Raw genomic sequence first — 26,048 nt, 5'->3', positions numbered from 1 at the left:
CCCCCCACCCCGGACGACCGAGAAGGAGACCCCATGCCGCTCGTCTACGGCGCGTACACCGCGTGCCTGCACGACCGTTCCCTGCCCGAGGCCCTCGAGGTGCTCGCCTCCGTCGGACTGACCGGGGCGGAGGTCAACGCGGGCGGGTTCATCCCCTCGCCGCACTGCCCCGTCGACGCCCTCCTGGCGAGCGCCCGCGCTCGCCGTGCGTACCTGCAGACCTTCGCCGACGCGGGCATGCAGCTGACCGGCCTGAACACCTCGGGCAACCCGCTGTCCCCGCTGCCCGGCGTGGGCCCCCAGCAGGCCGAGGACCTGCGCCGGGCGATCCGCGCGGCCGGCGCCCTGGGCGTGGGGGAGGTCGTCGCGATGTCGGGCACGCCCGGCAGCGACGCCGGGGCGGCCTACCCGACATGGGTGGTCAACCCCTGGAACGGCGTCGACCTCGACGTGCTCGACTACCAGTGGTCGGTCGCGGTGCCGTTCTGGAGGCAGATCGACGCGATCGCCCGCGCCGAGGGCGTCCAGGTGTGCCTCGAGCTGCACCCGCACAACCTGGTGTTCTCGCCGCCCACCTTCCTCCAGCTCCTCGAGCGGGCCGAGACGACGAACATCGCCGTCAACATGGACCCCTCGCACCTGTTCTGGCAGCAGATGGAGCCCCTGGCCTGCATCGCGGCCCTCGGGGACCACGTCAAGCACGTGCACGCCAAGGACACGGCCGTGCTGCCCGAGGTCGCCGTGCGCGGCGTGCTCGACTCGACCTTCTCGCGGCTGCCCGAGGACACGGCCGACCCCGTCCCGACGGGCATCGGCCACACGGTCTCGCAGTGGCCCTCCGAGCCCGCGTGGCGCTTCGTCGCCCTCGGCGAGGGCCACGACGTCGACTACTGGGCCCGGTTCCTGACGGCGCTCGCCGCGGTGGACCCCGACATGCACGTCAACATCGAGCACGAGGACGCCGCCTTCGAGAGCCTCGAGGGCCTCGCCCGCGGCGCCCGCACCCTGCTCGAGGCCGCCGGCCGCGCCGGCGTCTGACCGACCGACCCTTCCCGAGGAGAACCGCGATGCCCCTGATTCGACTGGACATGGTCCGTGGCCGCAGTCCCGAGACCAAGCGCAGGATCGCCGACGTGTGCCACGGCGTCATGCGCGACGTGTTCGCGGCGCCCGAGGGCGACCGCTATCAGATCATCACCGAGCACGAGGTGGGAGACATCATCGCCGAGGACACGGGTCTGGGCCTCGAGCGCAGCTCCGAGGGCGTGCTCATCGTGTCGGTGACCCAGCAGGGCCGCTCGCTCGCCCAGAAAGAGGCCATGTACAGGGCTCTTGCCGAGCGACTGGACGAGGCCGGACTGGTCCGCCCCGAGGACCTCATCGTGTCGGTGAGCGCCAACACGCTCGAGGACTGGTCGTTCGGCTCGGGCCGCGCCCAGTTCCTCACCGGCGAGCTCGGCCGGGGCGACGACGACGGCCCGCGTGCCGACGACCCTCCGGCTCACTCTGAAAAAATGTCCTGACAATCATTGACCCTGTGGGCGACATGGGCCTAGGCTCGGGGCACGGCGACGCGGCCGCGCCTCGCAGCACCCGGCACCGTCGCACGCGAGCACTTCTCCTCCAGGAGGCGAGACGAGCATGACAGCACCCCAGACAGACGCGATCACCGTCGGGCGCAGCGGCGTGGACATCTACCCCCTCGACATCGGCGTCGGGCTCGAGGACGTCCACAGCTTCGGCAAGTTCCTCGGCGGCAGCCCGACCAACGTCGCGGTCGCCGCGGCCCGTCTCGGGCATCGGCCGGCCGTCATCACGGGCGTCGGCGACGACCCCTTCGGCCGATACGTCGTGCGGGAGATGGAGCGCCTGGGCGTGTCGTCGCGCTACGTCGTCACGAACGAGGACCTCCCCACGCCCGTGACGTTCTGCGAGATCTTCCCGCCCGACGACTTCCCCCTCTACTTCTACCGGCGGCCCTCCGCCCCGGACCTGCAGGTCCGGCCCGAGGATCTCGACCTCGACGCGATCCGCGACGTGCCACTGTTCTGGTTCTCCGGCACCGGGCTCTCCGAGGAGCCGAGCCGCAGCGCGCATCGTGCGGCCCTCGAGGCGCGCGGGCGCACCGAGCACACCGTCTTCGACCTCGACTACCGCCCGATGTTCTGGGAGTCGATGGAGGCCGCCCGCGAGCAGTACACGTGGGCCCTCGAGCACGCGACCGTCGCCGTCGGCAACCGCGAGGAGTGCGAGACGGCGGTCGGCGAGACCGAGCCCGACCGGGCCGCCGACGCCCTGCTCGAGCGCGGCGTCGAGATCGCCATCGTCAAGCAGGGCCCCAAGGGCGTGCTCGCCAAGACCCGGGACGAACGCGTCGAGGTCGCCCCGAACGTCATCACCGTCATCAACGGCCTGGGAGCGGGGGACTCGTTCGGCGGCTCGCTCATCCACGGCCTGCTCACGGGCGCGGACCTGCGCACGATCCTGACCCGCTGCAACGCCGCGGGAGCGATCGTCTCGACCCGCCTCGAGTGCTCGACGGCCATGCCCACCGAGACCGAGATCGACCAGCTCATCGCGGGGGAGGATCCCAACGGCGGCCGTACCGTCGAGCAGATGCTCGACGAGCTGCGCGGTCGCACGGCGGGCACCCATGACGAGCCGGCGGGGGAGCGGGCATGAGCGCCACGGCCGCCGGCTTCTGCACCGCCTACGAGGAGATCACCGAGGTCCGGGTGCAGCACCCCGAGCGGATCCGGGAGCTCGCGCGGACCCGCGCCCGCCGCACCGTGGCCGACACGGACGGGCGCATGCTCATCGTCGCCGCCGACCATCCCGCGCGCGGCGCGCTCGCCTCGGGCGGCCGCGCCGACGCGATGGCCAGCCGCACCGACCTGCTCGACCGGCTGCGCACGGCGCTCGCCGACCCCCGCGTCGACGGCGTGCTGGGCACGCCCGACGTGCTCGAGGACCTGCTGCTCATGGGCGCCCTCGAGGACCGCGTCGTCTTCGGCTCGATGAACCGCGGCGGCCTGCAGGGCGGCTCGTGGGAGATCGAGGACCGCTTCACCGCCTACGACGCGCCCTCGATCGAGGCCGACCGCTTCGACGGCGGCAAGATGCTGCTGCGGGTCGACTACTCCGACGACCGCACCTCGCACACGCTCAAGATGTGCGCCGACGCGATCACCGACCTCGCGCGCCACGAGCTGATCGCGATGATCGAGCCGTTCGTCTCCCGGCGCGGCCCCGAGGGGCGGCTCGTCAACGACCTCAGCCCCGAGGCCGTCATCGCGTCGATCCACATCGCCCAGGGGCTCGGCGCGACGAGCGCCCACACCTGGCTCAAGCTGCCCGCCGTGCCCGACATGGAGCGCGTCATGGACGCGACGACGCTGCCGACCCTCATCCTCGGCGGCGACCCCGGCGGCTCCGACCCGGACGCCGTGCGCGCGGAGTGGGAGCGCGCCCTCGCGATCCCGCACGTGCGCGGTCTCGTCGTCGGACGCTCCCTGCTCTACCCCGCCGACGACGACGTCGCCGCCGCCGTCGCCGCGGCCGGTGCGATGATCCGGCCCTGACAGGACGAAGGAGGAGCCCATGACCACCCCCGCAGCTCAGCCCGCCCCCGGCGGCACCTGGTACATCCCCGCGCGCTCGAGCGCCGAGGGCAGCTTCGACACCGTCGTCGACCCCGCGCGGCGCGACGACTGGACCTACACGGGCCTCAAGGTGCTGGCCCTGGCCCCCGGCGGCGCCGAGACCCTCGCGACCGGCGACTTCGAGGCCATGGTCGTCCCGCTGTCGGGCGGGTGCGAGGTCGAGATCGTGGCGGACGGGACGACCGCCGCGTACGATCTGGCCGGCCGGCCCGACGTGTTCGCGGGCGCGACCGACGCCGCCTACGCCCCGCGCCGGTCCGAGATCCGGATCTCGAGCGCACGCGGAGGCCGGTTCGCGGTGTGCCTGGCGCGGGCCCGCACCGACCATCCCGCCGCGTACATCGCCGCCGAGGACGTGCCCGTGGAGGTGCGCGGCGCCGGCGCCATGACCCGCCTGGTCCGCAACTTCGGGACCGTCGGGGTGTTCGACGCATGCGACGCGCTCATCGCGTGCGAGGTCATCACGCCCGGCGGCAATTGGTCGAGCTACCCGGCCCACAAGCACGACGAGCAGACCGACTCCGAGTCCGAGCTCGAGGAGATCTACTACTACGAGATCGCGGAGTCGCCCTCGGGCACGCCCGGCTTCGGCTACCACCAGACGACGTCGACCGATCCCGAGCGGCCCATCGACGTGCTCGAGGAGGTCCGCGCCGGGGACGTCGTGCTCGTGCCCCACGGCTGGCACGGCCCGTGCGCCGCCGCTCCCGGCCACGACATGTACTACCTCAACGTCATGGCCGGTCCCGGCGACCACCGCGCCTGGGACATCACCGACCGGCCCGACCAGACCTGGGTCCGCGCGACCTGGGAGGGCCTGGGCCCCGATCCCCGCCTCGCCGACCGCACCTGAGGCGCGCGGCGCCGCCCGGCGCGCCTCCCCGTCCTCCATCCATCCCGCTTCAGAGCCGAAGGAACCACCCCATGAACCAGCCCACCACGGATGTCACCGACCCCCAGCCCGCCCGCGAGGTGCCGGCGGACGTACGGGTCGGCGTGATCGGCGTCGGGAAGATGGGCGCCGACCACGTCGAGCGCCTCACCCGGCGCATCAAGGGCGCACGCGTCAGCGTCATCACCGACTACGTCGAGCAGACCGCGCGCACGGTCGCGGCGACCGCGCCCGGCAGCCGCGTCGTCTCCTCGCCCGAGGAGCTCATCGCCGCCGACGACGTCGACGCCGTGCTCATCGCGAGCCCCGGCCAGTTCCACAAGGACCAGGCCATCGCGTGCATCGAGGCGGGCAAGCCGGTGCTGTGCGAGAAGCCGCTCGCGATGAACGCCGACGACGCCTACGCCGTGGTCCTGGCCGAGGCCCGGTCCGGCGGCCGCTTCGTCTCGCTCGGCTTCATGCGCCGCTTCGACGCCGAGTACGCCGAGCTCAAGGACGCCCTCGACGCGGGCGAGCTCGGCACCCCCGTCGTCATCAACTGCAAGCACCGCAACGCCTCGGTGGCCGAGGGGTTCCTCGACGAGATGATGGTCTACGACTCCGCGGTCCACGAGATCGACGCGATCAACTACTTCCTCGAGGAGCCCGTCGTCGAGGTCCAGACGATCACGCCCACCCCGAGCGAGAACGCCCTCGAGGGCCAGCACGACCCGATGATCTTCCTCTTCCGCACGCGGTCCGGGAAGATCGTGACCGACGAGCTGTACGTCAACACGCGCTCGGGCTACGAGGTGCGCACCGAGGTGCTCGGCTCCCGGGGCATCGCCACCATCGGCATGAACGTGGCCCGCGTGACCACCCAGCTCGAGGGCGGCCGCTGGGGCGGCAGCGTCCCGGCGGACTTCCGCCCCCGATTCCGCGACGCCTACGACGCCGAGGTCCAGGCCTGGATCCACGCGATCGAGGACGGCAGCAACATCGCCGCCCGCTCCGCGGGCGTCTGGGACGGCTACGTGACGGCCGCGACGTGCGCCGCCGCGGAGGCCTCGCTCACGAGCGCGGGCTTCGTGGCGGTCGAGCTGCGTGAGCGGCCGTGAGGTCCCGCCCGCCCGTCGCCCCCGGGCCCGGAGAGGGGGAGCCATGCGCATCGGGATGGTGACCGACTCGCTGTCGCACCTGAGCCTGACCGACATGCTGGACGCGGCCGCCGCGGCCGGCGTCACGGACGTCGAGTTCCCCATCGGCGGCTGGTCCACCGCGCCGCACTGCGACGCCGAGGCCCTGCTCGCCGATGAGGACGCGCTCGCCGCCTTCCGGGGCGCGGTCGAGGACCGGGGGCTGCGGATCTGCGCGATCAACGCCAACGGCAACCAGCTCCACCCCGTCCACGGCGACGTGGACGACGCGGTGCTGCGCCGGGCCGTGCTCCTCGCCGAGCGCCTCGACGTGCACACCGTCGTGTGCATGTCCGGGCTTCCCGGCGGCGCTCCCGGCGACCGCACCCCGAACTGGGTCACGACCTCGTGGCCCCCCGAGACCGCCGCGATCCTCGACTACCAGTGGAACGAGGTGGCGCTGCCGTACTGGCGGCGGACGGCCGCGTTCGGCCGCGACCACGGGGTGCGCTTCGCGGTCGAGATGCACGGCTCCCAGCTCGTCCACGGCGCGCGCACCCTGCTGCGCCTGCGCCGTGAGATCGGGGAGCAGATCGGGGCGAACCTCGATCCCTCCCACCCCATGTGGCAGGGCGCGGACCCGCGCGCCCTCGTCGCCCAGCTCCATGGTGCGATCCACCATGTGCACGCCAAGGACGTGCGGCTCAGCCCGCGCGTCATCGACGTCGAGGGCGTCCTCGACACCACGCCGGTCGACCGTCCCGCCGAGCGCGCGTGGAACTTCGTGACTCTCGGGCTCGGCCATCCGGGCGGCGAGACGTTCTGGGGCCAGCTGCTCTCCGACCTGAGGGCCGCCGGCTACGACGGCGTGCTGTCCATCGAGCACGAGGACATCCACATCGACGCGGTCGAGGCTCTCGGCCACACGGTGCAGCTCCTCGACCGTGTCATGCCCCGCGCGGCTCCGACCTGGAGACCCGCGGCCATCTGAGGGCAGCCCATCCGGGGCGCCCCGACTCCCGCGCACCGGTCGCCTGCACGGCGACCGGCTCGCGGCCAACCCATCACGCAGTATTCCCGTTAGGACGACAACGATGTCCGACTCCCCACGTTCCCTTCTTCCGCCGGGGAAGATCCCGACCCCGGACGAGGTGCCCGGCCTCGTCGAGCGCATCGCCGCCTGGGGCAAGCACCGCAGCCCGCTCGCCATCGCGATGGTCGCCACGCTGGGCTCCCTGCTGTTCGGCTACGACACCGGCGTCATCGCCGGCGCCCTGCCGTACATGCACCTGCCCGAGGCCGCCGGCGGTCTGCACCTGACGGCCACGGAGGAGGGCCTCGTCACCTCCCTGCTGGCCTTCGGCGCGGCGTTCGGTGCGCTCGTGGGCGGGCAGATCAACGACCGCTTCGGCCGACGGCGCGCGATCATCCTGCTCGCGATCATCTTCATCATCGGCACCCTGGGATGCACGTTCTCCCCGAACGTGTGGGTGATCGCCCCCTTCCGGTTCATCCTCGGCTGGGCCGTGGGCGGCGCGTCCTCGACCGTCCCGCTGTTCCTGTCGGAGTCGGCTCCCAAGCGGATCCGCGGGCCCATCGTCGCGGCCGACCAGTTCATGATCGTGTTCGGCCAGTTCGTCGCCTACGCGATGAACGCGGTCATTGCCCGCATCAACCGCGCCCCCGAGGCCGTCGTGCAGAGCGATCCGAGCGGCACCTACCAGGCGGGGCAGACCGTCTCGTGGGACGACCTCAGCCACATCACCGGCATCGTGGTCTCCGACGGCAACGGCCACGCCTGGCGGTGGATGCTCGTGCTCGCCACGATCCCGGCGATCCTGCTGTGGATCGGCATGCGCCGCATGCCCGAGTCGCCCCGCTGGTTCGCCGCCAACCAGCGCTACTACGACGTGATCGCGAGCCTCAAGACGGTGCGCGACCCCGCCAAGGACGACATCCCCGGCGAGGTCGCCGAGATGGTCGAGCTGGAGAAGGCCGAGGCCGAGCAGGAGGAGTGGACGCTGCGCCACGGCCTCAAGCTGAGATGGGCCCGGCGGCTCATCTGGATCGGCATCATGCTGGGCATCTTCGACCAGCTCACCGGCATCAACACGGCCATGTGGTACATGCCGACCATCCTGAGCGCCGCCGGCTTCTCGACGGGCACCGCGATCAGCCTCAACGTCGTGACCGGCCTCGTCTCCGCGATCGGGTCCGCCGTCGGCTTCTACGTGATCTTCCGTCTGCGGCGCCGCCACGTGGGCATGGTCCAGGAGGCCGGGGTCGCCATCTCCCTGTTCGTGCTCGCCGCCCTGTTCCACTTCGGCATCGAGCCGCACATGAAGGACGACGGGTCGATCGCCGACACCATCCCGGTGTTCGTGCCCTGGCTCGTGCTCACCGTGGTGTCGCTGTTCGTGTTCATCAAGCAGGCGGGGACCGTCACCTGGGTGCTGCTCGCGGAGATCTTCCCCGCGAAGATCCGCGGTGCCTCGCAGGGCGTCTCGGTGTGCGCGCTGTGGCTGTTCAACGGCATCGTCGCGTTCGTCTTCCCGCCCATGATGGCGGGGCTCGGCGGCTCGCTGACCTACCTCATCTTCGCCGCCATCAATGTCGTGGCATTCCTCTTCTACTGGCGGATCGTGCCGGAGACCAAGGACGTGTCGCTCGAGCAGTTCGAGGAGGACTTCCGCGTCGAGTATGGCGACTGACGGACCTCCCCACGCACGGACCCGCGGGGGTCGCCGCACCGGACGGTCGCGGCGGCCCCGGCGGGTCCTCGTCGTCGTGTGCGTAAGATTTGTTCGGACACGCACGGGCCGGGGCGCCACGAACGGCAGTCCGGAGGACGAGGGAGGCGCATGGCACCGCAGAGCACGTCGACCGGCACCGAGCCCGTCGAGCTGCCGCTCCTCGTCGACCGCGCGGCCTCCCGCCCGCTGTACCTCCAGCTCGCCGACGGCATCGAGACCGCCGTGCGCGACGGGGTGCTGCCGCCCGGCTCGCGCATCGAGAACGAGGTCGCGCTGTCCAAGCGGCTCGGGCTGTCACGTCCGACGGTGCGCCAGGGCATCCAGGAGCTCGTCGACAAGGGCATGCTCGTGCGCAAGCGCGGGGTGGGGACCCAGGTGGTCGAGTCCCGCGTGAACCGCCCCGTGGCCCTGACCTCGCTGTACGACGACCTCGCGAGCGCCGGCAAGCGCCCCACGACCGAGGTGCTCGAGTACCGGGTGGGGCGCCCCTCGCCCGAGGTCGCGAGCCGCCTGCTGCTCCAGCCGGGCGAGCTCGTCCTCGACCTCGTGCGCCTGCGGCGGGTGGACGGGGAGCCCCTGGCCCTGCTCATGAACTCGCTCCCCGAGCGCTTCGCGCCGACCCGCGAGGAGCTCTCGACGACCGGCCTGTACGACGCGTTGCGGCGTCGTGGGGTCTTCGCCGCCGTCGCCCACGAGCGGATCGGCGCGATCACGGCCGACGAGGAGCAGGGGGAGCTGCTCGACGAGCCCGTCGGCGCCGCCCTGCTCACGATGGAGCGCAAGGTCTTCTCCAACGACGGTGCCGTGATCGAGCACGGCCACCACGTGTACCGCGCCTCGCGCTACACGTTCGAGGTGACGCTCGTCGACTGAGGGCTGGGCCTGCGACCATGGGAGGGCACGGGGCGCCGACGCCCCGGCGGACGTGAGGAGGAGCCATGCCCACCCTGCCCGAGATCGCCGAGCAGACCCTCGCCGCGGCGCTCGCCGCCGAGAACGGCCGGCACGCCGAGCTGATGATCCACGACGGCCCGCTGCGTCAGACCGTGCTCGCCCTGCGCGCGGGCACCCGCCTGGCCGATCACAACGCCCCGCCCGCCGCGTCGCTGCAGGTGCTGAGCGGCACCGTGCGGGTCACGAGCCATGAGGACGTCGAGGCCTCCGCGGGGGAGCTGCTCGTCCTGACCCACGAGCGCCACGGCGTCGAGGCGCTCACCGACGCCGCGTTCCTGCTGACCACCGTCACGAGCGTGCCCGGCATCGAGAGCCACGGGGAGTAGCGGACCGGCGCACGGGGTCGGGGGCGGGGACGGCGCGCTCGGCTGTCGGGAGGGGCTGTTCGCGGCCGGGTGCACGTCGAACCCGGCGGCCCGGGTGCCGGTCGCGCGCGGTGACACGCGCGGTGACGGCGGCGCATGGTCGCGGACGGGACGCTGGTGACATGCACGGGCGATATCGCCACAGCACATCACCAGCGTCCCGTCCGCGACACGCGGTCCGAGTGTCACGCGCCGGTCGCGGGCAGGGGAGCGACAGTGGTCCGGTGGACCGTCCCGTCCGGAGCGCGGCCGGGCACGTACGATCCCCTCGTGAAACCGTTCGTCCTGATCGCCACTCGTCCCGAGGACGATATCGCCGACGCCGAGTACGAGCAGTTCTGCCGTCGCTCGGGGCTCGACGAGCGCGATCTGCGTCGGGTGCGGCTCGAGGCGGCGCCGATGCCCCCGCTCGACCTCGACGAGGTCTCCGGCATCATGCTCGGCGGCAGCCCGTTCACCACGTCCGATCCCCGGGAGTCCAAGACGCCCCTCCAGCTGCGGGTCGAGGCCGATCTCGCCGCGCTCCTGGACCGGGTGCTGGCCCGTGACGTGCCCCTGCTCGGCGCGTGCTACGGCGTGGGGACCCTGGGCGTCCACCAGGGAGCGGTCGTCGACCGCACCTACGGCGAGAGCGCAGGCCCCATCGAGGTGTCGCTGACCGATGCCGGCCGCGTCGACCCGCTCGTTCGGACCGCCCGGCTGCCCGACCGCTTCATGGCCTTCGTGGGGCACAAGGAGGCCGTGCGCTCCCTTCCCCCGCACGCCGTGCTGCTCGCGACGGGCACCGCGAGCCCGGTGCAGATGTTCCGCATCGGGACGCGCCAGTACGCGACCCAGTTCCACCCCGAGCTGGACCCGCCCGGGCTCGCCCAGCGCCTCGACGCCTACCGCGATCACGGCTACTTCGAGCCGGACGAGCTCGCGCATCTGCTCGAGGTGATCGCGACGGTCGACGTCGACGCCGCCGGCGGCGTGCTGCGCTCCTTCGCGGAGCTGTTCGCCCGCTGACCCGTCCGCGCCACGCCGATTGAGGCCGTGGCCTGCGACAGAGCGGCCCTGGCGCCCTACGATGTCGGCGTGCCCCGCTACACGAGGCAGCAGGTGCTCCGGAGACGGCGCATCGCCGCCCTGATCCTCGCCGCGCTCGTGCTCATCGTGTTCGTGTCGTGCACGGCGGGCCTCGTGCGCCTCGTCTCGCACGGTGGCGAGGCCGAGGCCACGGCGGCGGCCGAGCCGACGGTCGACACCGGCACGGACGCGCTCACGATCCCGCGCACCACGACCGACGCGAGCGCCCTCTCGCAGCTGCCGTCGGGGGAGTCGCTGCGCGACGGCGAGGTGCTCGGCATCGACGTCTCCGCCCACCAGGGGGACATCGACTGGACGACGGTCCGCTCCGCGGGCGTGTCCTTCGCCTACATCAAGGCCACCGAGGGCGTGGGCCACACCGACGACACCTTCGCGAGCAACTGGACGTCCTCGCGCACGGCCGGCATCGCACGCGGCGCCTACCACTACTTCACCTTGTGCTCCTCGGGCGCCGACCAGGCGAAGGCGTTCCTGGCGGCCGTGCCGCCCGACGAGGGGTCGCTCCCTCCGGCCGTCGACCTCGAGCTCGACGGCTCATGCACCCAGGAGCCGGACTCCTCCGCGGTCAAGGAGGAGGTCGACGCCTTCGTGACGGCCGTCGAGAAGGCGTGGGGGCGCCGTGTCGTCGTCTACTCGTCGTGGGAGTGGCGCAACCGCTACACCCTCCCGGAGGAGACCGAGCGGCCGCAGTGGCACACGCGCGACTCCCGGCGTCCCGAGACGGACTGGGATATCTGGCAGGTCCGGTTCGACGCGCGCGTCGACGGGATCGACTCCAAGGTCGATCTCGATGTCATGGACGTGGCGGGCCTGCAGGACGCCGCATCGATCGATGCCTGAGACCGGCACGCCGGTCTGTGTGAAAGGACGAAGGCCTGGCCTCCCCCCGGAGACCAGGCCTTCGTCGCGGCCGGCTCCCCCCGGAACCGACCGCACATCCAGGGCCCCCCGGCCCCGGACTCGCCGTCGGGACATGAGCCCCGACCGCACGCATCCCCGCCAGCCCGGTGCGAACCGGGCGACGCGGGGATTGCGCCATGCACCGTGACCCGGCAGAACATCTCCGATGCGGAGATCCCCCTGCTGCCGGGAGCGCGAAGTCCGGAAACCCGGAGCTTCGTGTCGGGGTGGAGACGGTGCGGCCCCTATCCCTGACGGACGTTCTTCAAGCTTTGATATTTTCACTCGCCGACGCCCCCGAGCGGATCAACCGCTGACGGTATCCGGGTACCCCATCGGGATGACACGGGGTGTCAGAACCCGCCCCGGGACGTTGCTCCGCCGCCGCGGCGAGTGCTCGGGCGGTGTGGATCCGTGGTAGGGGGCTCGGCGGAAGGGACGGGTCAGTCGGTGCCCGGAATCGGATCGTCCGGCTGGGCGAAGCCGCTGCGGTAGGCCAGGGCGACCGCTCCGGCCCGGTCTCGTGACCCGGTCTTGAGCAGGATCCGGGCCACGTGCGTCTTCACGGTGGCCTCGCTCAGGTTGAGGCGGACGCGGATCTCCTGATTGGTCAGCCCCGCCGCCACCATGCGCAGCACATCCTGCTCGCGCGGCGTGAGGAGGGCGGAGATGTCGCGGCTCACCGCCGTCCGCGGCCGCAGACGCTCCACGATCCGTGCCGCGGCGCGGGCGTCGAGCCACGTGTCCCCGGCCGCGACCCGGCGCACGGCGTCCGCGATCTCGGTGGGGGAGGCGTGCTTGAGCAGGTAGCCGCTCGCACCGGCCTGGAGCGCACGGACCACGACGTCCTCGTCGTCGAAGGTGGTCATGATGAGCACGCGGATGATCTGGTCCGGGCTCGCCCCGACGTCGGAGACCAGCTCCCGGGTGGCGCTCACGCCGTCCGTGCCCGGCATGCGCACGTCCATGAGGACCACATCGGGGCGCAGGCGACGGATCTCCGCGATCGCGTCGTCGGCGGATCCCGCCTCGCCGAGCACCTCGAGGTCGTCCTCTCCGGCGAGGAGCATCGAGATGCCCGCTCGCACCATGGGCTGGTCGTCGACGATGTAGACGCGCGTCACTTCTGCTCCTTCTTCGGGGGGATGACGGCCGGGGCAGGCGCGCCGTCGAGAGGCATGGTTGCACGGAGCAGATAGCTGTCGCCCTGCGGTCCGGCCTCGAGCGAGCCGCCGAGAACGGCGACCCGTTCGCGCAGGCCGATCAGGCCGAAGCCGCCGCTCGGGAGCGAGATGCCGTCGTCCTGATCCGCCAAGGAGGGGCCGGCGCCGTTACGGACCGAGACCGCGAGGGAGCGGGGGCGCCACTCGACGGTGACCTCCGCCTTCGCGCCGGGACGGCCGTGGCGCATCGCGTTGGACAGGCCCTCCTGCGCGACCCGGAAGGCCGCGCGCGCGATGCTGGTGTCGATCGAGACAGGATCTCCGACGGTCTGCATCACGACGTCGAGGCCGCTCGCGCGGGAGTTCTCGACCAGCCGGGGGATCTCCTCGACGCCGTTCACGCCGCCGTCCTGCGCCTGGTCCTCGCGGAGCAGGCCGACCAGCCGGTGCATCTCGCGGACGCTCTGCTCGGAGGCCTCCTGGATGGTGGCGAGGGCCTGGTCCAGCTGTTCGCGGCTCAGGGTGGAGCGACGGAGCCCCGCCCGCACGCCGGCGGTCTGGAGCACGATGCCGGTCAGGGCGTGCGCGACCGAATCGTGCAGGTCGCGGCTGATGCGCAGACGTTCCGCCGCGAGGGCCTCATCGCGGGCCTGAACCGCCCATTGACGCGTCGCGGCGAGCCGACGTTCGGTGCGCGCAAGGAAGCGGCCGACCCCCCAGGCGATGAGAAAGGCGAGGAACCAGGTGCCGGCCGTGCTGACGATGTAGGCAGGCCCCGCATCACTCAGGTAGCGGGCCGCCACGAGCACATGATTGGCGAGGGGGAAGATCGTGGCCAGAAGAGCGAAGATCGCGCCGCGCCGCTGAAGGCGATAGGACACGAGGAATATCGAGACGAGCAGTCCCCCCAGGCCCGCGTAGGTGTCCATTCCGAACCCGGTGGCACCGAGAGCGATCATCGCGACGAACCCGGGAACGGGCGACCGGACAAAGGCGATCGCGGCATAGACGGCGAGGATCGCCACAAGCATGAGGGGGAAGGGCAGGTCGTCACCTGCCCAGGAATGCGTCTGGCCGCCCCATACCACGAAGTCGAACGCGAAGGCCGCGATCGTGAGCACGATCCGTATGGCGTTGAATCCGCGGGAAGGCCCCGCTAGGGCCTCTTGCGACGGGGTTTGCCGCCGGGGGCCCGACGTGGCATCCCGCTTCCGTCGCCGCGATCGCATGGGGGGGCGGGGATCGTGATCCGCGCTCGCAACCTGCACCGAGATGGCCTCCGCCTGAGTCTGTCCGGCGTTGTTGTACGCCCGATTATGTGCTGATGTCCGTCGGGCGGCATCGATGACGTCGTGGCGCCAACTTCAGAGGACAGCACTCAGGTTACTTCATCCAGCGAACTCCCCAGGCCCGTTTTGCCAGGAGAAGATCATCCGGCGACGCGGGGAAGATTCGTGACCAAGCGACGGAAGTGCTCGGCCACGAATCTTCTTGCGTGGGGTGGAAGTCGACGCCGAGAAGGCGTCGCCTGTCACCTGCAGCTCTTCATGGCCGGGAAGAGGAAGCACTGCCACGGCTTGCCGCCCAGGAAGTTGGCCGCCCCGGTGGGCAGGCTCGACGCGGAGGTGCTCTCCGAGCTTCCGCCGAGCAGCGCGCTGGAGACGCTCGCCACTGCGCCGACGGCCTGGGGGGCGTTGGCGACGGCGGCGCTCGCCGGCACGGCGGCACCGAGAGCCAGGGCGGCGGCCGCAACGCTCGTGGCCACGACGCGTCCGACGAGGCGACCGCGGCTCGGGGAGGCCGCAGCGGTGCGGGGGGTGTGCTCGAACTTTTCTTCGGTGTGCATCGTCATGGCGATTCCTCTTTCCGGGATGGCGTGAAACACTCTTTCTGAGACGCATCCTGCGCCACCCCGGACCCTGGCTACAAGACCTAGATAGGGAATTTACCTTTTTGATACCAAATGCCATGGCCCGTATTTTGTGTTGCCCGAAAACAGGTGTTTTGTCGAATTGAGGGAGGGCTGCGAGCACCTTTCTCTGTGATGTGGATCTCCCTCGGTGGTCTCGTGCAGACCGCACCAAGACGCTGCTCAGACGCTCGTGAGACGCCCGCCGAGCCGTCGGTCGGGGTGATACGCCCCTGGGGAAGCGCGCGGATCGGCGCCTCTCAGCCGTCGAGTGTCCGCGCCTCGAGATCGTCCGAGTCGCCGCCGGTTCCCCGCGCCTGGTCGAACCCTCCCCGCGTCTGGTCGAACCACTGGCCGAGACGGGCGACCACGTCGCGCAGGCCCGGTGGGTCGAGCAGCTCGACCGGCATGCCGAGATGTGCGAGGTGCAGGACCAGCCAGAGCGGGTCGTCCCCGCCCACGCGCAGGACGCACGCCGCGGCGCCGTCGGGCGTGAGGTTGCCGATCGTCGCCGGGATGTGCGGGGCCACGTCGGCCAGCGGGCGCAGGATGCGCACGGTGATCGTCGTCGCGTACGGCGCGACGGTGATCGACTCGCGCACGTACGCCTCGACGTCGGGCAGCGTCCTGGCGGCGAAGCGGAACGTGGTGGCGCGTGCCGCGAGCATGCGATCCAGCCGGAACGTGCGCCAGTCCTCCCGGTCGAGATCCCACGCGAACAGGTACCAGCGGCCGTCGACCGAGAGCACGCGATACGGCTCGAGCCGCCGGGACGAGCGCTCCCCGTCGCGGCGTTCGTACTCGATGCGCAGCTGCACCCCGTCGCGTGCGGCGCGGGCCACGGTCACGAGCGTGGGAGGGGCGACCGAGGAGGGTCGCGAGGTGACGACGTCGAGCACCCCGGTCAGCGCCCCGACCTCCGCGCTGACCGTCGGCGGCAGGATCTGGTCGAGCGCTGTGAGCGCACGCAGGGCATGCTCGCCGAGCCCGTCGATGCCCGAGGCCGCCGCCAGGCGCAGGCCGACGGAGACCGCCACCGCCTCGTCGCGCTCGAGCAGCAGCGGAGGCAGGGCGCGGCCGGCGCCCAGCTGATAGCCCCCGCCGTGTCCCGTCGAGGCGAGCACCGGATAGCCCATGCGTCGCAGCCGATCGACGTCGCGCCGCACGGAGCGGGCGGTCACGCCGAGCTCCTCGGCCAGCTCGGCCCCCGACCAGACGGCCCGCGACTGCAGCAGCGAGAGCAGGTGGAGGGTCCGCGACGTCACGTCGTTCATGAGGGAAGTCTGCCCGAGTCCGCGGACAGGAACTGTCCGCCGAAGCGAGGAGAGTGGCCCTGCCCGCCCGGACGGCGGCCACCGGACCGGAGAGATCGCCGGGCACGCCGCCCGTCCGACCGCCCCGAGACAGGAGACCCCGATGCCCTTCCTGACCCCCACCGTCACCGACGAGAACGACATGCTCGCGACGTTCGCGGCCCAGCAGATCCGCCAGCTCTCGACCACCCTGCAGGGGCTGAGCGGCGAGCAGATCCGCGCCGTGCCGACCGCGAGCGGGATGAACCTCGCGATCATCGCCCGCCACGTCTCGCTCATCCTGCGCGGGGGTCTCGTCGCCTCCCTCGACCCGGACGCCGAGCCCGAGGGGATGACCGACCCGGCCGACCTCGCCGCGGGCGCATGCGACCCGGCAGGTGTGCGCGAGCACGACACCGCCGACTCGCTCATCGCCGAGCTGCGGGAGGCGGCCGACCGGGTCGAGGCCGTCGTCCGGGCCGTCGACCCCGACCGCCGCATCCCCGTCCCGGACGCGCCCTGGTTCCCCTCCGACCTCGACACCTGGCCCGCGCGCTGGGTGGCCGCGCACTGCATCGAGGAGGTCGCCCGCCACTGCGGGCACGCCGACATCATCCGGGAGAGCATCGACGGCCGACGCGCCTACGAGCTCAACGCGCTCGCCGACGGCGAGCCCTGGCCTCCCGCCGGCTGGGAGTGAGCGCCCCGTTCCCCTCCCGACCAGACCTTGCCCGCCATCCAGCACCAGGAGTCCCGCCATGACCAGCAACGACAGCAACGCCGAGAACATCCCCGCCGCGAACGAAAACTCGATCGGCTGCGTCCTCGGTGAGCAGATCACCCATCACTGGACCCAGCAGATCCGCCCCCGCCTCGACGGGCTGAGCGACGAGGAGTACCTGTTCGACCCCACGACCGACCACGACATCTGGACCGTGCACCCGCCCCGGGACAATCTCCCCGACGGGTGGATCCAGGGCGGCTCCGGCGACCTCGTCATCGACTTCGCCTACCCCGAGCCGGAGCCGGCGCCCTTCACGACGATCGCCTGGCGCCTGGCCCACGTCATCGTCGGCGTGCTCGCCATGCGCAACCACTCCCACTTCGGCGGACCCGAGGCGGACTACATGACCTGGGACTACGCGGCCACGGCCGACGGAGCGCTCGCCCAGCTCGACGCCGAGTACGCACGCTGGATCGAGGGCGTCCGCGGATGGTCGGACGACGATCTGGCCCAGCCCGTCGGCGAGACGGAGGGCCCGTACGCCGAGCTCTCACGGGCCGATCTCGTGGCGCACATCCATCGCGAGCTCATCCACCACCTCTCCGAGGTGGCGCTGCTGCGGGACCTCTACGCGCACACGCGCTGAGAGCCCGCAGGTTCCGGCCGCCGCGGGGCGGCGGGCATGAGACGGTGTGCCCATGACGACCGTCGACCCGCACGCTCAGGACGGCGCAGAGCCCGCACGGACGGCGCCGTGCCCGGCGCCGTCCGTGCGACCTGATCCCTCCCCGCTGCGGTTCCACGGCGCCGTCGCCCTCGTGGTCGGCGCCGCCCACGGCATCGGCGCCGCGACGGCCGAACGGCTCGCGGCCGAGGGGGCGAGCGTCGTCGCCGCCGATCTCGACCTCGAGGCGGCGACCGCCCGGGTCGCATCCCTGCCCCGGATCGGCGAGGCCGACCATGCCGCCGTCGGTCTCGACGTCACCGACAGAGGCGGGGTCGACGAGGCCTTCGCGGAGATCGCCGAGAGGTTCGCGCGGATCGACGTGCTCGCCCACGTCGCCGGCGGCAACGTCGACCACGGGGGACCGGCGCAGACGGGAGACGAGGTGTGGGAGGGTCTGCTCGACCTGAACCTCATGGGGCCCGTGCGCACGGTGCGCGCGGCGCTGCCCCTGCTGCGGCGCAGCGACCGCGCCGCGATCGTCACGATCAGCTCGGTCAACGCCCTCGTCGTGATCGGCGGCGAGCCCTATGCGGCCGCCAAGTCAGGTCTCCTCGCGTTCACCCAGAACCTGGCCGCCCATGTCGCCGCCGACGGCATCCGCGCCAACGCCGTCGCCCCCGGCACCGTGCGCACGCGCGTCTGGCACGGCGTCGAGGGCGGAGCCGACAGCCTCGCCCCCCTCTATCCGCTGGGGCGGGTGGGGGAGGCCGCCGACGTCGCGGCGGCCGTCGCGTTCCTGGCCTCGGACGAGGCCGCGTGGATCACGGGGGTGGTGCTCCCGGTCGACGGCGGCCTGCTGCTGCAGGGCCCGGGCCCGGGCCACGGCTGAAGGGCTCGTGCCCGGGCCCGGCGTGCGGGCAGGGGCCGCGCGCGGCTCAGAAGCCGGGGTTGGCCGGGTCGGCGCCCTGACGGCCCTCGGGGGAGCGGTCGAGGCCGTTGATCCGCTCGACCTCGTCCGTCGACAGCTCGAGGTCCGCCGAGCGGAAGTTGGACACGATGCGCGACGGCGTCTCGGACTTGGGGATCACCACGAGGCCGTTGGCGAGGTGCCAGGCGATGATCACCTGACCGGCCTCGACGCCGTGCTTCTCGGCGATCTCCGTGATGACCGGGTCCTCGAGCTCGCCGCCGCCCTGGCCCAGCGGCGACCAGGACTCGGTGACGATCTCGTGCTTGGCGTCGACCGCGCGCAGCTCGCCCTGCTGGAAGTACGGGTGGAGCTCGATCTGGTGGATCGCAGGAGCCACACCGGTGGCCTCGATGATCTCCTCGAGCTGCTCGGCCGGGAAGTTGGAGACGCCGATCGACTTCGCCTTGCCCTGCTTCTGCAGCTCGACGAGCGCCTTCCACGAGTCGAGGTAGGTGCCGCGCTGCGGGCTGGCCCAGTGGATCAGGTAGAGGTCGACGTAGTCCGTGCCGAGCTTCTCGAGCGAGGCGTCGAGGGCCGCGAGGGCGGACTCGTAGCCCTGGTCCTGGTTCCAGAGCTTGGTGGTGATGAAGATGTCCTCGCGCGGGACCCCGGAGGCCCGGATCGCGCGGCCCACGCCCTCCTCGTTGCGGTAGGCGGCGGCGGTGTCGATGTGGCGGTAGCCGGCGCGCAGGGCCTGCTCGACGACATCGGCCGCGACGTCGTTCTCGACCTGCCACACGCCGTAGCCGAGCTGCGGGATGGTGCGGCCGTCGTGGAACGTGATCGTGGGGACGGTGGTCATGTGCGACTCCTCAGGGTGGTCGGGTGGCTCCGGCGCTCCGGAGCTGTCCTGGCCACCCTAGGTCGCCCCCGTGGGGTCACGTCCAGGCGGGCGACCTGCGTTCACGCACAGCGGATCGCCGGGCGCGCACGGGTCGCCCACGTCACCGGGGCGTCGGCGTGAAGCCCGCCTCGTGGCCGGCGAGCCAGCCGAGCGAGATCGGCAGCTGTGCGACCCACAGCGTGAGCATGTGGCCGCCGTACCGGGTGCGCCGCACCGTGAGCGCCGTCGGGGGCTGCACCGCCTGGCTCATCTCACCCAGCGTCGGCTCGGTGAGCCGGTCCTCGCCGCCCGAGAAGAAGTACATGACCACGGGCGGCCGCTCGTGCGCCACGAGGGCGGGCAGGTCGTAGCGCGGGTCGTCCGGGGCGGTGCGCTGCTGGCCCTTGGCGTAGTCGACGACGAAGTAGCCGCCGAGGGAGATCGAGGCGCGCGCGAGGTCCGGATGGCGCACGGACAGCATGGAGGCGCACCAGCCGCCCGCGCTGTAGCCGATCGTCGCCCAGGCGAAGGGGTCCTCGATCGTGCGCAGATGCTCGTGGATCCACGCGGGCAGGTCCCGGGAGAGCCAGGTCTCGTAGCGCCCGGGGCCGTGGCTCGGGTCGACGCACTCCGTGTCGTCGGCTCCGGGATAGACGATCGGGATGACCACGATGGCGGAGGCGATCTTGTCGCGGGATGCGAGATCGTCGAGCCTGCCGCCGAGGTCGAAGGCCTGCTCCCACGTCTCGGGGGAGCCCGGGATGCCGGTGAACGCGAGCAGCACGGGGTAGCGGTGGTCCGGGTGCTGCATGTACCCGGCCGGGAGGTGCACGATCGCCTGCTGCGTGACGTCCGAGGCGGACGCGGGGATGGTCACCCACACGTCCTGGCCCCCGCGGGCGTCCGTCACGCCGGCCAGGGCCGGGTCGCGCAGGGGGTCGGCCTGCAGCGCGGTCGCCGGCGCCGTGCGCGCGGCCGTGAGCGCCCGCTGCTCGGCGGCCGTGAGGGGGACGGCGGTGCCCGCCGGGTCCGCGTCCGCTCCGATCGCCCCGCCCACGGTGCCCTGACCCGCGGCGCTCCCGTACAGGTGCGTGCTCATCTGCGTCGACCCCGAGTCGAACAGATCGCTCCACGAGCCGTAGAACACGAACGCGCGGTTGAGCCACACCCCTGTCGCGACCATCACGAGGGCCGTGCACAGGATCAGCGTGACGGCCTGCACCAGGACCGCGCGCACCCGACCCGTGCCGCGGGCGCGCAGCACGCGCGGCACCCACCAGATCCCCAGCACGAAGGCGAGCGCCGCGAGGGCCGTGACACCGCCGACGACCACCGGCCCGGTCAGGGCCAGGGGCCCCGTGCTCTCCGCCAGGGTCAACCCAGGACGCATGGCCGCCTCTTCCGCTCCGCTCCCGGCATCACCGGATGTCTCCGCCGTCGATCATGCACCCGCACGTGGCCGATCGATCCCGGAGGTCTCCCGGGATGCCGGGTCCACCCTCGGTCCGGGGCCTCGGCGTCACTACGATAGTGGTGCGTGCCGCGGCGACCTGTGCCCGGCCGACGAGGATCCACGCGCCGGCCCGGGCGCGAGAGCAGGGAGGCCAGCGTGCAGCGCGACCAGCAGACCGGCGACCGGCTCCGCCACTGGGCGATGGCGATCATCTGGGTGCACGCGATCGCCGCGGCGAGCGCCGTGATCCTCGTGCTGTTCGGGCGTCTCGGCAGCGCACGCGGCATCACGATCCCCGAGTTCCTGTTCTCGGTGCTCAACGTGCCGCTGTTCCCGTCGATCGTGTCGGTGGTCCTGCTGGGCCTCATCACCGGCGCCCTGATCCGCCGCAAGCGCATCGCCCTGTGGATCGTCGCGATCTTCCAGGTCGGCGGGGGCCTGCTGTCCGCCCTCGTGGTCGTCGCGCTCGCCACCCACCTGGTCCAGCTCTCCGAGCTGGGGCGGGCATGGCACCTGTGGCTCGCGCTCATCGCCAACGCGCTGAGCCCGCTCGTCGCGGTCGCCGCCCTCGCGCTGCTGTGGAGGGTGCGCTCCCTGTTCCCCGGCCGGCTCGCCCGGGGCGCGGTGCTGCGGTCCGTCGCGGTGCTGGCCAGCGGCACGATCATCGCGATCGCCGTGACCCACCTGCTGCTCGTGGCCTCCATCGGCCACGGCCTCGACGACCTGCGCATCCTCCGCTACTCGGTGCTGCGCACGCTCGGCCTGGTGCGCGACGAGCGCTTCACCGACGTGCCCGTGTGGATCCCGTGGCTCACGGCGCTCCTGATGGGCGTCACGATCCTCGCGACCGCCGTGGTGCTGCTGCGCGCCGCCAAGAGCGCCGACACCTGGACGCCGGACCGCGAGATCGCCCTGCGCTCGCTGCTGGCCGATCACGGCTCCGAGGACTCCCTGGGCTACTTCGCCACCCGGCGCGACAAGGACGTGCTGTTCGCGGCCGACGGGACCGTCGCGATCGCCTACCGCGTGCGCGGCGCCGTGTGCATGGCCGCGGGCGACCCGATCGGCCCGCACGCGGCGTGGCCGGTCGCGATGCGCGCCTTCCTCGACATGTGCCGCGAGAGCGGCTGGGTGCCGGCGGTCCTCTCGGCGGGGGAGCGGGCCGCGCGCGCCTGGTCCGACGTGGGGATGGCCGCCGTGACGATGGGCGACGAGGCCGTGCTGCACGCCGACCGCTTCGACCTCGCGACCACCACGATGACACCGGTGCGGCGCGCCGTGTCCCACGCCCGGGCGGCCGGGCTGACCGCGACGGTCCGACGGCACGCCAGCCTCACCGACGACGAGCGCGAGCGCATGACCCGCCTCGCCGACCAGTGGCGCCAGGGCGGGGAGGAGCGCGGCTTCTCGATGGCGCTCGGGCGCCTCGGGGACCCCGCCGACGGCAGCTGCGTGCTCGTGGTCGCCGAGGACGAGACGGGCGCGTGGAAGGGCCTGCTCAGCTTCGTGCCGTGGGGGCGCCACGGCGCGTCCCTCGACGTCATGCGGCGCAGCCCCGACGCCCCGGGCGGGGTCACCGAGCTCATGGTCACGACCCTCCTGAGCGAGGGCGGGGACCTCGGCATCCGCGACGTGAGCCTCAACTTCGCCATGTTCCGGGGCGTGTTCGTCGACGCCGAGAAGGTCGGGGCCGATCCCGGGACCCGCCTCGCCGCCCGCGCGCTCAGCCGCTTCGATCACTACTTCCAGCTCGAACGTCTCTACCGCTCCAACGAGAAGTACCGTCCCGACTGGGTGCCCCGGTACATCCTCGTGGACTCCGTGCTGAGCCTCGCGCGCGCGGCGCTCGCCGCCGGGGAGCTCGAGGGCTTCGTCCCGATGCTCAGGCGGCACCGCGAGACGCCGCCGGCCCGGCTCGGCGAGGACGACCTCGCCGCGATCGCCCGCATCGACGCCCGCCGCGTCGACGTCGCCGATCTCGGGCCCCGCCGCAGCGACCAGTCCCAGCACCGGGTGCGGCATCTGCAGCTCCTGCGCGAGGCGGGCATGGAGCCCTATCCCATCGGCCTGCATCCGCCGCAGCCGTTCGCCGAGGTCGTGCGCGCGATCCGGGCGGCCGCGACGGCGCCCCCGAGCGCCGACGACGCCGCCACCCCCACCCCGATGCTGCGCGTGGCCGGGCGGGTGCGGCGCCTGCGGGACTTCGGCGGCGTGTGCTTCGCCGACATCGTCGACGGCAACGAGGGCTTCCAGGCGATCATCGGCCGCTCCGCGATCCCGCGCGAGCGCGTGAACCTGTGGCGGGCCGCCGTCGACACGGGCGACATCGTCGAGCTCGAGGGACGCGCCGGGACCTCCCGCACCGGCACTCCGTCGCTCGTGGTGAGCGCCTGGCAGATGGCGTCCAAGGCGCTCCAGCCGATCCCCTTCGACGCCTTCGAGGACCCGGAGTCGCGGCTGCGCCGCCGCTCCACGGACCTCATCGTGCACCCCCGCTCGGCGGGGCTGCTGCGGGCCCGCTCGATCGTGATCGGCGCCGTGCGCGACCACATGGGCACGGCGGGCTTCACCGAGGTCGAGACGCCCATCCTGCAGACCGTGCACGGCGGGGCCAACGCCCGCCCGTTCCACACCCACATCAACGCCTACTCGACGGACCTGAGCCTGCGGATCGCCCCCGAGCTGGCCCTCAAGCGCCTGCTCGTCGGCGGCATGGGGCCGATCTTCGAGATCGGCAAGAACTTCCGCAACGAGGGCGCCGACGCGACCCACAACCCCGAGTTCACCGTGATCGAGGCCTACGAGCCGTTCAGCGACTACAACGGGATGCGCCGGCTGACCGAGGGCATGATCAAGGCCTCCGCCCGGGCGCTCTACGGCGCCGAGGTGCTTCCGCTGCACGACGTGCGCACGGGGGTGGACCTGCGCGGGCGCAGCCTCGCCGAGCAGCCCGCCGACGCCGCGGCGCGCCTGCAGTCCCTGCTCACCGACGTCTCCGGCCCATGGCCCGCCATCCCGATGGGCGAGGCCCTGTCGCAGGCCGTCGGCCGTCCGCTCGGCCTCGACACCGACATCGACGTGCTGCTCGAGCTCGCGCGGGAGCACGAGGTGCACGTGCGCGACGACATGGGCCCGGGCGCGATCCTCGAGGAGCTGTACGGCGAGCTCGTCGAGGCGCGCACCCTGCGCCCCACCTTCTACACGGACTTCCCGGCCGAGACCTCGCCGCTGACCGGCCCGCACCGGTCCAAGCCGGGCCTCGTCGAACGCTGGGACCTCGTGATCTGCGGCATGGAGATCGGCACCGCCTACTCCGAGCTCGCCGACCCGCTCGAGCAGCGCCGGCGCTTCACCGAGCAGTCCCTCAAGGCCGCCGCCGGGGACCCGGAGGCGATGGAGGTGGACGAGGACTTCCTGTTCGCCCTCGAGAACGCGATGCCGCCGGCGGGCGGCCTGGGCATCGGGCTGGACCGGCTCGTGATGCTCCTGACCGACACCAGCATCCGCGAGGTGCTCACCTTCCCGTTCGTGCGGCCGACCCCGCGTCCTTGACCGTTCCTTGCGAGGAACGGGATTCGGCCATGACGGGCGGTGGACTACCATTCCGCGAAGCCCACCGGCGACAGCCGATACCCGAGTGCACCGTCTGGAGCGATCCATATGGCCCTGCCCCCTGAAGCCTCCGAGGCTCTCGACGACTCGACGTCACCCGAACGTCTGACCGAGATCGCCGAGACCTTTCCGGAGCTGCAGTCGCTCGTCGCGGTGAACCCGTCGTGCCCCGAGCGCACGCGCGAGTGGATCCTCGCCTCGAACCGCTCGGCCGCCGAGCTGTACCGCACCACGCGGCACGACGCCCAGGCGGCCTCGGCCGACCCCGCCGAGGTCGCGGAGCAGGCTCACGCCGGCGGCGACGCGTGGGGGCTCGGCTCGGACCGGCCCGCGGACACCGACGCCGAGAGCGTGGACACCGCGAGCGCCGATGCCGCGGGCACGACCGACGCGGGCGCCGACGGCGCGAGCATCGACAGCGTGGCGACGCCGGCCGACGAGCCCGAGACCGCGCCCGTCGACGCGGTCGACCTCGAGGCCACACAGGCGATGGGCGCGGTGAGCGCCGAGCCGGAGCCGTCGTCCACGCCGGAGCCGCCCGCCCTCGCGGAGCCCGCGGAGCCCACGGCGTCGCCGGGCGAGACCACCGGGGAGCCTGCGACGGCTCCCGTCGGCGACGAGGGCCCCACCGACGTGCTGCCCGTCGCCGAGGACCATCCGACCGAGGTGCTGCCCGGACACGCCGCGTCCTCCGACGGCCCCGTGCCCGCGACGCCCACGGCCGAGCACGTCGTCCCCCTTCCCGAACAGCCCTCGCGTGCCGCCGAGCCGTCGAGCCGTGACGCCGACGAGCGCCCCTCGCTGCCGCGCGTGACCGGCTACCTCGACGCGGTCTCTCCGGCCCCCGCCGAGCGGTCGGCCGATCCGTCGCCGACCCCTGCCTCCTACGCGTCCCCGGCCGCCTATAGGAGCGCCGGCTCCTCTCCCTCCCCGGCACGCCCCGCCGCAGCGGGCGCCGCGGGCGCGGCCTCTCCTGCCGCCTACGCCTCGCCGGCCGCCTACGGGTCCCCGCCGCAGCCGCCCGCCGGAGGCACGGGCCCGTCGTCGGGCTCGGGCGACGGCACGGGCAGGCGCACCCTGCTCTGGGTGGGCCTGGGCTGCCTGGCCCTCGCGATCGTGCTCGTCGTCGTGGTCGGGATCGGCGCCTACCTGGTGCGCGGCGGAGGCGGCGACGACACGGGCGGCGCCACGACCCGCACCACCTCGGCGTCCGAGACACCCACGGAATCTTCCTCGTCGACGAGCGAGTCGCCGTCCTCCTCGTCGTCGGAGGCCCTCGTCTCGCCCGCGCCCGACGACGCCCAGGACCTCACCTCCGTGCGCTCGCCCACCGGCAACATCACGTGCGAGCTGGGCGACGACTCGGTCGGCTGCTCGATCGGCACCTGGTCCTTCCCGCCCTCGGGCAACTGCACCGACACCGCGTCGCCGTTCTCGATCGCCGTCGCCGGTGACCGTCCGACCGTCGACTGCGGCAGCTCGTACGGGACCCCGGGATCCGGGGGCGGGACCGAGCTGCCCTACGGCTCCACGGCGGCCAACGGCGAGGTCGCGTGCCGTTCGGAGTCCAGCGGCATGACCTGCTGGAACCAGCGCACCGGGCACGGCTTCACCGTCTCGAAGTCGTCGTCCGACACGTTCTGAGGCCACGGCCCGCCGGCACCGGGCACGGCCCGACGTCGGTTCGGCGTCGTCGGGCCGCCCC

General features: G+C 72.5%; 23 protein-coding genes. 17 read left to right on the top strand and 6 right to left on the bottom strand.

The annotated features are described in order from the left end of the window. Nucleotides 1–33: 33 nt before the first annotated feature. The 12 genes from BRM3_RS03645 (at nucleotide 34) to BRM3_RS03590 (ending at nucleotide 11,670) form a co-directional block, all read left to right on the top strand. Entirely contained in the window at nucleotides 34–1,038 is a 1,005-nt protein-coding gene (locus BRM3_RS03645) for a sugar phosphate isomerase/epimerase family protein (RefSeq protein ID WP_263594744.1), read from the top strand. A gap of 29 nt (nucleotides 1,039–1,067) precedes the next feature. After that, nucleotides 1,068–1,523 (top strand): tautomerase family protein, encoded by a 456-nt coding sequence (locus tag BRM3_RS03640; RefSeq protein ID WP_263594743.1) that lies wholly within the window; start codon nucleotides 1,068–1,070, stop codon nucleotides 1,521–1,523. Between the two features lie 118 nt (nucleotides 1,524–1,641). Continuing rightward, nucleotides 1,642–2,682: a 5-dehydro-2-deoxygluconokinase gene (gene iolC / locus BRM3_RS03635; protein ID WP_263594742.1), complete on the top strand. Its 1,041-nt coding sequence runs from the start codon at nucleotides 1,642–1,644 to the stop codon at nucleotides 2,680–2,682. After that, entirely contained in the window at nucleotides 2,679–3,581 is a 903-nt protein-coding gene (locus tag BRM3_RS03630; RefSeq protein ID WP_263594741.1) for a Cgl0159 family (beta/alpha)8-fold protein, read from the top strand. The genes iolC and BRM3_RS03630 overlap by 4 nt, the downstream gene beginning before the upstream one ends. Nucleotides 3,582–3,600: 19 nt before the next feature. Then, nucleotides 3,601–4,515 (top strand): 5-deoxy-glucuronate isomerase, encoded by a 915-nt coding sequence (iolB, locus tag BRM3_RS03625; protein ID WP_263594740.1) that lies wholly within the window; start codon nucleotides 3,601–3,603, stop codon nucleotides 4,513–4,515. Between the two features lie 71 nt (nucleotides 4,516–4,586). Next, nucleotides 4,587–5,651, top strand: a complete 1,065-nt coding sequence (locus BRM3_RS03620) for a Gfo/Idh/MocA family protein (RefSeq protein ID WP_263594739.1) — start codon at nucleotides 4,587–4,589, stop codon at nucleotides 5,649–5,651. A gap of 43 nt (nucleotides 5,652–5,694) precedes the next feature. Then, nucleotides 5,695–6,660: a sugar phosphate isomerase/epimerase family protein gene (locus BRM3_RS03615; protein WP_263594738.1), complete on the top strand. Its 966-nt coding sequence runs from the start codon at nucleotides 5,695–5,697 to the stop codon at nucleotides 6,658–6,660. A gap of 103 nt (nucleotides 6,661–6,763) precedes the next feature. Continuing rightward, a complete protein-coding gene (locus BRM3_RS03610) occupies nucleotides 6,764–8,380 on the top strand; it encodes an MFS transporter (protein ID WP_263594737.1) in 1,617 nt (538 codons plus the stop codon). A 150-nt stretch (nucleotides 8,381–8,530) separates the two neighbouring features. Then, nucleotides 8,531–9,295, top strand: a complete 765-nt coding sequence (locus BRM3_RS03605) for a GntR family transcriptional regulator (protein WP_263594736.1) — start codon at nucleotides 8,531–8,533, stop codon at nucleotides 9,293–9,295. Between the two features lie 65 nt (nucleotides 9,296–9,360). Then, on the top strand, nucleotides 9,361–9,702 hold the full coding sequence (locus BRM3_RS03600) for a cupin domain-containing protein (RefSeq protein WP_263594735.1): 342 nt from the start codon (nucleotides 9,361–9,363) through the stop codon (nucleotides 9,700–9,702). A 309-nt stretch (nucleotides 9,703–10,011) separates the two neighbouring features. After that, the gene (locus BRM3_RS03595; RefSeq protein WP_263594734.1) at nucleotides 10,012–10,749 is read left to right on the top strand and encodes a glutamine amidotransferase; all 738 of its coding nucleotides are present in this window, start codon (nucleotides 10,012–10,014) and stop codon (nucleotides 10,747–10,749) included. Nucleotides 10,750–10,818: 69 nt separating this feature from the next. Next, on the top strand, nucleotides 10,819–11,670 hold the full coding sequence (locus BRM3_RS03590; protein ID WP_263594733.1) for a GH25 family lysozyme: 852 nt from the start codon (nucleotides 10,819–10,821) through the stop codon (nucleotides 11,668–11,670). A gap of 503 nt (nucleotides 11,671–12,173) precedes the next feature. Here BRM3_RS03590 and BRM3_RS03585 read toward each other — a convergent pair. The 4 genes from BRM3_RS03585 to BRM3_RS03570 form a co-directional block, all read right to left on the bottom strand. Beyond that, nucleotides 12,174–12,854 (bottom strand): response regulator, encoded by a 681-nt coding sequence (locus BRM3_RS03585; RefSeq protein WP_263594732.1) that lies wholly within the window; start codon nucleotides 12,852–12,854, stop codon nucleotides 12,174–12,176. Continuing rightward, nucleotides 12,851–14,014 (bottom strand): histidine kinase, encoded by a 1,164-nt coding sequence (locus tag BRM3_RS03580; RefSeq protein WP_263594731.1) that lies wholly within the window; start codon nucleotides 14,012–14,014, stop codon nucleotides 12,851–12,853. Before BRM3_RS03580 ends, BRM3_RS03585 begins: the two co-directional genes overlap by 4 nt. A 410-nt stretch (nucleotides 14,015–14,424) precedes the next feature. Further along, complete coding sequence (locus tag BRM3_RS03575; protein WP_263594730.1) at nucleotides 14,425–14,745, bottom strand: hypothetical protein; 321 nt, start codon at nucleotides 14,743–14,745, stop codon at nucleotides 14,425–14,427. A 317-nt stretch (nucleotides 14,746–15,062) separates the two neighbouring features. Next, nucleotides 15,063–16,076 (bottom strand): helix-turn-helix transcriptional regulator, encoded by a 1,014-nt coding sequence (locus BRM3_RS03570; protein ID WP_263594729.1) that lies wholly within the window; start codon nucleotides 16,074–16,076, stop codon nucleotides 15,063–15,065. Nucleotides 16,077–16,218: 142 nt separating this feature from the next. On the opposite strand from BRM3_RS03570, the gene BRM3_RS03565 reads away from it, so the two are divergent. From BRM3_RS03565 to BRM3_RS03555, 3 genes are read left to right on the top strand one after another with little or no spacing between them, the layout of a single operon-like run. Further along, a complete protein-coding gene (locus BRM3_RS03565) occupies nucleotides 16,219–16,794 on the top strand; it encodes a DinB family protein (protein ID WP_263594728.1) in 576 nt (191 codons plus the stop codon). A 58-nt stretch (nucleotides 16,795–16,852) separates the two neighbouring features. Then, entirely contained in the window at nucleotides 16,853–17,464 is a 612-nt protein-coding gene (locus BRM3_RS03560) for a DinB family protein (RefSeq protein ID WP_263594727.1), read from the top strand. A gap of 52 nt (nucleotides 17,465–17,516) precedes the next feature. Further along, a complete protein-coding gene (locus BRM3_RS03555) occupies nucleotides 17,517–18,374 on the top strand; it encodes an SDR family NAD(P)-dependent oxidoreductase (RefSeq protein ID WP_263594726.1) in 858 nt (285 codons plus the stop codon). A gap of 46 nt (nucleotides 18,375–18,420) precedes the next feature. On the opposite strand, the gene BRM3_RS03550 is transcribed toward BRM3_RS03555, so the two are convergent. Further along, nucleotides 18,421–19,257, bottom strand: coding sequence for an aldo/keto reductase (locus BRM3_RS03550; protein WP_263594725.1), 837 nt, complete (start codon nucleotides 19,255–19,257; stop codon nucleotides 18,421–18,423). 142 nt (nucleotides 19,258–19,399) lie between these two features. Continuing rightward, complete coding sequence (locus BRM3_RS03545; protein ID WP_263594724.1) at nucleotides 19,400–20,668, bottom strand: alpha/beta hydrolase; 1,269 nt, start codon at nucleotides 20,666–20,668, stop codon at nucleotides 19,400–19,402. Between the two features lie 219 nt (nucleotides 20,669–20,887). Here BRM3_RS03545 and lysX point away from each other — a divergent pair, with 219 nt between their 5' ends. Both lysX and BRM3_RS03535 read left to right on the top strand, forming a co-directional pair. Beyond that, complete coding sequence (lysX, locus tag BRM3_RS03540) at nucleotides 20,888–24,283, top strand: bifunctional lysylphosphatidylglycerol synthetase/lysine--tRNA ligase LysX (RefSeq protein WP_263594723.1); 3,396 nt, start codon at nucleotides 20,888–20,890, stop codon at nucleotides 24,281–24,283. Between the two features lie 108 nt (nucleotides 24,284–24,391). Continuing rightward, nucleotides 24,392–25,987, top strand: a complete 1,596-nt coding sequence (locus BRM3_RS03535) for a variant leucine-rich repeat-containing protein (protein WP_263594722.1) — start codon at nucleotides 24,392–24,394, stop codon at nucleotides 25,985–25,987. The last annotated feature ends 61 nt before the right edge of the window (nucleotides 25,988–26,048 follow it).

Origin of the sequence: Brachybacterium huguangmaarense (assembly GCF_025725725.1) — a bacterium.
Classification (GTDB): domain Bacteria; phylum Actinomycetota; class Actinomycetes; order Actinomycetales; family Dermabacteraceae; genus Brachybacterium; species Brachybacterium huguangmaarense.
This window is presented reverse-complemented; position numbering and strand designations above follow the sequence as displayed.